Raw genomic sequence first — 4,542 nt, forward strand, 5'->3', positions numbered from 1 at the left:
TGATTCCAAGCGGCTCCAGCGCAGCGGTGTAAAACCGCTCACTCGCCTCGAAGTCTGAAGCGGACACGCCCAGGTGATGGACGAAGGACATTGATGCTTCCATGGCGGCCGAGCCTACGGAACAGATCGAGCAGCACCCGGCACTCGCACCAACCCGGTGATCGTTTCCGGACACAGCACTAGCCAGACGGTCAGGGACCCCCGGCAGCGGCTCGAGCCATGCCGGGCGGACCGGAGCCCGGCCCCACACCCGTCCCTCGGGGCGACGTGATCCGGCGGAACCGCCGGTCCGGCCCGCATCCGCGCGTCGTGCCGATTTCCCAGGATCCACGCGCGTTACAGCACTGCCCGAAAAGGGCCGACGCCGACGGGGATGATCCCCGCCCCTCCACAGCGACACAAAGGAGTCTCGCATGCACGCCCACAACGACCCGGGGCCACGTCCCGGGATCGGCGCAAGACGCGGCCGACCCGCACTCGCAGCGGCCCTGGTCGCCTTCCTGACCGTTCTCGGCCTGGTCACCGCCTCTCCCGCCCAGGCGCTCAGCGGTGACCTCCGCATGCACGACCCGAGCGTCATCAAGGTGGGCAGCTGCTACTACGGCTTCTCCACCGGGTTCGAGAACGACTCGCTCAACCCCAGCGGAGCCATCACCATCCGCAAGACGTGCAACGCCACCGCGGCGTCCGGATGGACAAAGGTGGGCAACGTCTGGGAGTCGACCCCGTCCTGGATCACCGACAAGCTCGGCTCGACCCCGCCGAACATCTGGGCCCCGGACATCAAGCACTTCAACGGCAAGTACCACCTGTACTACGCCGGTTCCCTCTGGGGCACCAACTACGCCGTGATGGGCCTCGCCACCGCCACCAACATCGAGGGCCCCTGGACCGACCAGGGCATGGTCACCGACGTCAACTACCCGATCGACCCCAACGTCGACTGGGGACCGGACGGCCGGCTGTACATCTCCTGGGGCTCCTGGACCGGATCCGGCACCTACATGCACGTCCTGGACCAGTCCACCGGCAAGCTGTCCACCACCGACCACAACCTCTGGCGCATCGCGGTCAACATCGAGAACCCGACGATCATCCTCAATGGCGGCTACTACTACCTCTTCGGTTCCAAGGGCACCTGCTGCAGCGGGACCAACAGCACCTACTACACCGTGGTCGGCCGGTCCACCAGCATCACGGGACCGTACCTCGACCAGAACGGTACGGACATGGCCTCCAACGGCGGAACCACCGTCCTGACCGGCGCCTACCCCAAGGTGGCCGCCGGCGGAGCCGATGCCTACGACGACGGCACGTCGAAATTCCTCGCCTACCACTACTACGACGGCAACAACTCCGGGCAGGAGACCCTCGACATCCGCCAGGTGACCTTCGCGGGCGGCTGGCCGGTCATCGCCAGCCCGCTGGGGGCTGCGAACAACCATCTGCTGAACCGGAACAGCGGCAAGTGCGCGGACGTCTGGGGCCTGAGCACGGCGGACGGGGCAGCGGTCAACTCAGGGAACTGCAACTCCGGCGCCAACCAGCAGTGGGTGCCCACGGCCGTCGGCTCCAACTACAGGCTGGTCAACGTCAACAGCGGCAAATGCCTGCAGATCTCCGGAGCCTCCACTGCCAACGGCGCGGCGGCTGTCCAGTCGACGTGCACTGGCGCCTCAGAAGCCGTTGTCTTTCCGGACTTGAGGGCTGCGTTTCCGCTGGTCGGGCGTAGGGTCGGCGGTCCCGTGGGAGTAGTGGCCTGTCGTGCTGTCGCCACCCGGGAGGTCGTGGATGCCGTCGGTGGTTGGGTTGTTGGAACAGCGTGAGCTGGGTGCTCGCCGTCGCGTGGACGAGCTGCGTGAGGAGGCCGACCGCATCCAGGCCGAGTTGGCCGTGGCCGAGCAGGAATGGCAGGAGTGGGTGATCGTGAGCCGATCACAGCAGGTCACCCGCTGCGCCAGCCTCCGCGACCGTCCCGCATTGTCCACCGAGCACCGCATGACCATCCGTGCCCTGCGGTCCACCGCCCAGCGCGTCCGGCACCTGCAGGCCGAAGCTCGCGAGCTGGAGAACGAGCTCCTCCAGCTCGTGCGCAAACAGGCGCCAGAGCTACTGACGTTACTTGGCGTCGGTCCGATCACCGCGGCTCAGATCCTCGTCAGCTGGTCACACTCGGGCCGGTTCCGTTCCGAGGCCGCCTTCGCGTCCTTCGCCGGTGTCGCCCTGATCCCGGCCTCCTCCGGACTGACCAACAAGCACCGGCTCAACAGGGCAGGAGACCGCCAACTGAACCGAGCGATGCACACAATCACCCTGATCAGGATGCGGCTGGACCCCGCCACGAAGACGTACGTCGCCCGCCGCGTCAGCGAGGGGAAGAGCTCCCGCGACGCGCAGCGGTGCCTCAAACGCAACATCTGCCGCCAGATCTTCAAGATCCTCGAACGACGGAGCCAACTGAATGCGGAAGAGCTCGCTCAAGCGGCTTGACAAGACATAGCAGCCTCGGGGGGCCATGGGCAGCGCGCTTGAGGTCGCTCGGAGCCGCCCATGCGGCCGGCTGCGGCTGCTGCGTACTCGCGAGCCGCCGCGGCTGACCTCGACCACGGCAGGATTCCAGACAGAGTCAAGCCAAGTGGCAGCTCAGTGCCCCTGTCGGTGGGATGGGGTGGGAGCCGGAGAGGCTGGATGTAGAGCGCGCGGAATGAACCCCGAGCCGTTCATCTGTGACGGGTCACACCGGAACTGTCAGCGTCGCGGTGTACCCCTGCTCGACGCTGCCGGTGACCGTCGCGAGCTGCTGGTTGTAGCCGTCGCTGAAGATGCTGTCCGACTCCAGGGAGAGCTCGCTGAGATTCCTCACGCTCTCGCTGTAGCCGTCGGTGGCGTACACCCTGTCGCTCACGTCCTTCGGCAGCGCGAGCTGCGAGGTGTTCGTGATGGACCTGGCCGCCGTGGCGTCGGCCAGGCTGCCGTACACCTCGAAGTGGACGTGCGGCCAGCGGCCCGGGTAGCAGCCGGGGAAGATGCTCTTGAACGTGACCTGTCCCTTGTCGTCCGCCTCCTGGACGCCGCGCAGGTAGTTCTCGTCCGTCACGCCGTCGTTGTACAGGGAGTACCTGCCCTCCCGGTCGCATTGCCAGATGTAGACGGCGGCGCCCTTCTTGGGGGTGCCGCAGCCGGAGGCGGCGTCCACCACCGTGAGCGTGATCGTCAGGGGCACGCCCTCGGCGGTACCCCCCGCGGAGTCGCCGAAGCTCTTCGTGATGTCGCTGCGGACGACACCGCTCTCCCTCAGGACGTTGACGCCGTTGGAACCGTCGCCGGGGAAGGGGCCTTCGGTCTCCTCGGGGATCGTCTCGCACTGAACGGGCGACGGGGAGGACGACGACGGGGAGAGCGACGGGGAGGGCGACGGGGACGAGGACGCCGTGGTCTCCTCCTCGGAAGTGCAGCCCACCAGCGGCACCAGGCTCACCCCCGCCAGCAGCCGTACCATCCGGCGACGGGCGAGAAGGGGAAGGTCGTAGGAGAGGCCCCGGTCGTGCTCGTGCACTTCTTCCTCGTGGTTTACGTTCATGACAACAGACGGTATGAGCCAGTTGCTGTAGGCCACCAGGCATCTGGGCTGTCGGTTCCCTACCGATCGACTGTCATCTGCCTGTCACTGCCCGGACCCGTCTGTCGGTGACCAGGCGGGTGACGGTCTTGTCGTGATAGCCGAGTGCCTTCGCGATGACGGGGGCCGGGGCCTGGAGGACGAGCTGACGGATCGCGGAGGTCCTGCGCACTGCGGAGGGACGCCGATCTGACGCAGATGGACTTGGAGCTGACCGGGCTGTCCGGGCTGGCGGCCGGAGAAGAGCCACTGCGAGCTGGCTACTGCCGGACGTGGGCAGGTGTTGGCGGCTTCGGTACGCAGTGTCAGTGCCACGGAGACGGACGAGGAACACGGCGTCGGGGACCGGGACATCGGCCAGCAGCGCGCCGGACCTCGTGTCGTACACCCGGAAACCGGTGATGAGGTCCCGGCCGAAGCCCTTGCCGCCGTCGGCCACCCACAACCGGTCGAAGCGGTCGACGTGCATACCGACCGCGACCCGGCTCGGGCCGGGCGACGGGGCGAACTGCTCGGTCGCACCGGTCTTCAGGTTGATGCGCTGGATCGACCCGTCGACCAGCGACCCGGTGTAGGCCACGCGCTCGTCGATGGCGATGCCCTCGGGGGAGAAGCCGAGTTCAACACCGTGGGGAACGGCTTGGTCGAGCGCACCTCGGAAGCCGGCGCTGCCGATACCGGAGCGACGAACAGACCGGCAGCGACCAGCACGCTCAACACCGGAGGCACCACATGCTTCACGGAATCCTCGGTCGCCGTCGCCCAGAGTTCCTTTCCGGGCCTGACGGCTTGGCTTGCGGCGCGGCATGCAGCACACCACGGCGACTGATCTTGGTCACGACTGCTCTCCTCCGAAGGTCTGAGAAGCCGTATCTCAACCGATCATGGAACGCGTGGGTCGAACAGGTTTCCCGCCGGGGTGA

General features: G+C 67.1%; 4 protein-coding genes. 2 read left to right on the forward strand and 2 right to left on the reverse strand.

Annotation, left to right across the window (positions count from 1 at the left end; all coding sequences use genetic code 11):
* Positions 1-413 precede the first annotated feature (413 nt).
* Positions 414-1,826 carry a family 43 glycosylhydrolase gene (locus ACYVO6_RS46035; protein ID WP_461072405.1) on the forward strand — a complete coding sequence of 471 codons (1,413 nt, stop codon included), beginning with the start codon at positions 414-416 and terminating at the stop codon, positions 1,824-1,826.
* Positions 1,792-2,490, forward strand: coding sequence for a transposase (locus ACYVO6_RS46040; protein WP_461072407.1), 699 nt, complete (start codon positions 1,792-1,794; stop codon positions 2,488-2,490). Before ACYVO6_RS46035 ends, ACYVO6_RS46040 begins: the two co-directional genes overlap by 35 nt.
* A 244-nt stretch (positions 2,491-2,734) precedes the next feature.
* On the opposite strand, the gene ACYVO6_RS46045 is transcribed toward ACYVO6_RS46040, so the two are convergent.
* Both ACYVO6_RS46045 and ACYVO6_RS46050 read right to left on the reverse strand, forming a co-directional pair.
* Positions 2,735-3,580 (reverse strand): intradiol ring-cleavage dioxygenase, encoded by an 846-nt coding sequence (locus tag ACYVO6_RS46045; RefSeq protein ID WP_461072409.1) that lies wholly within the window; start codon positions 3,578-3,580, stop codon positions 2,735-2,737.
* Positions 3,581-3,653: 73 nt separating this feature from the next.
* A complete protein-coding gene (locus tag ACYVO6_RS46050) occupies positions 3,654-4,199 on the reverse strand; it encodes a hypothetical protein (protein ID WP_461072411.1) in 546 nt (181 codons plus the stop codon).
* Positions 4,200-4,542 lie beyond the last annotated feature (343 nt).

This window comes from Streptomyces pseudoechinosporeus, assembly GCF_054783935.1.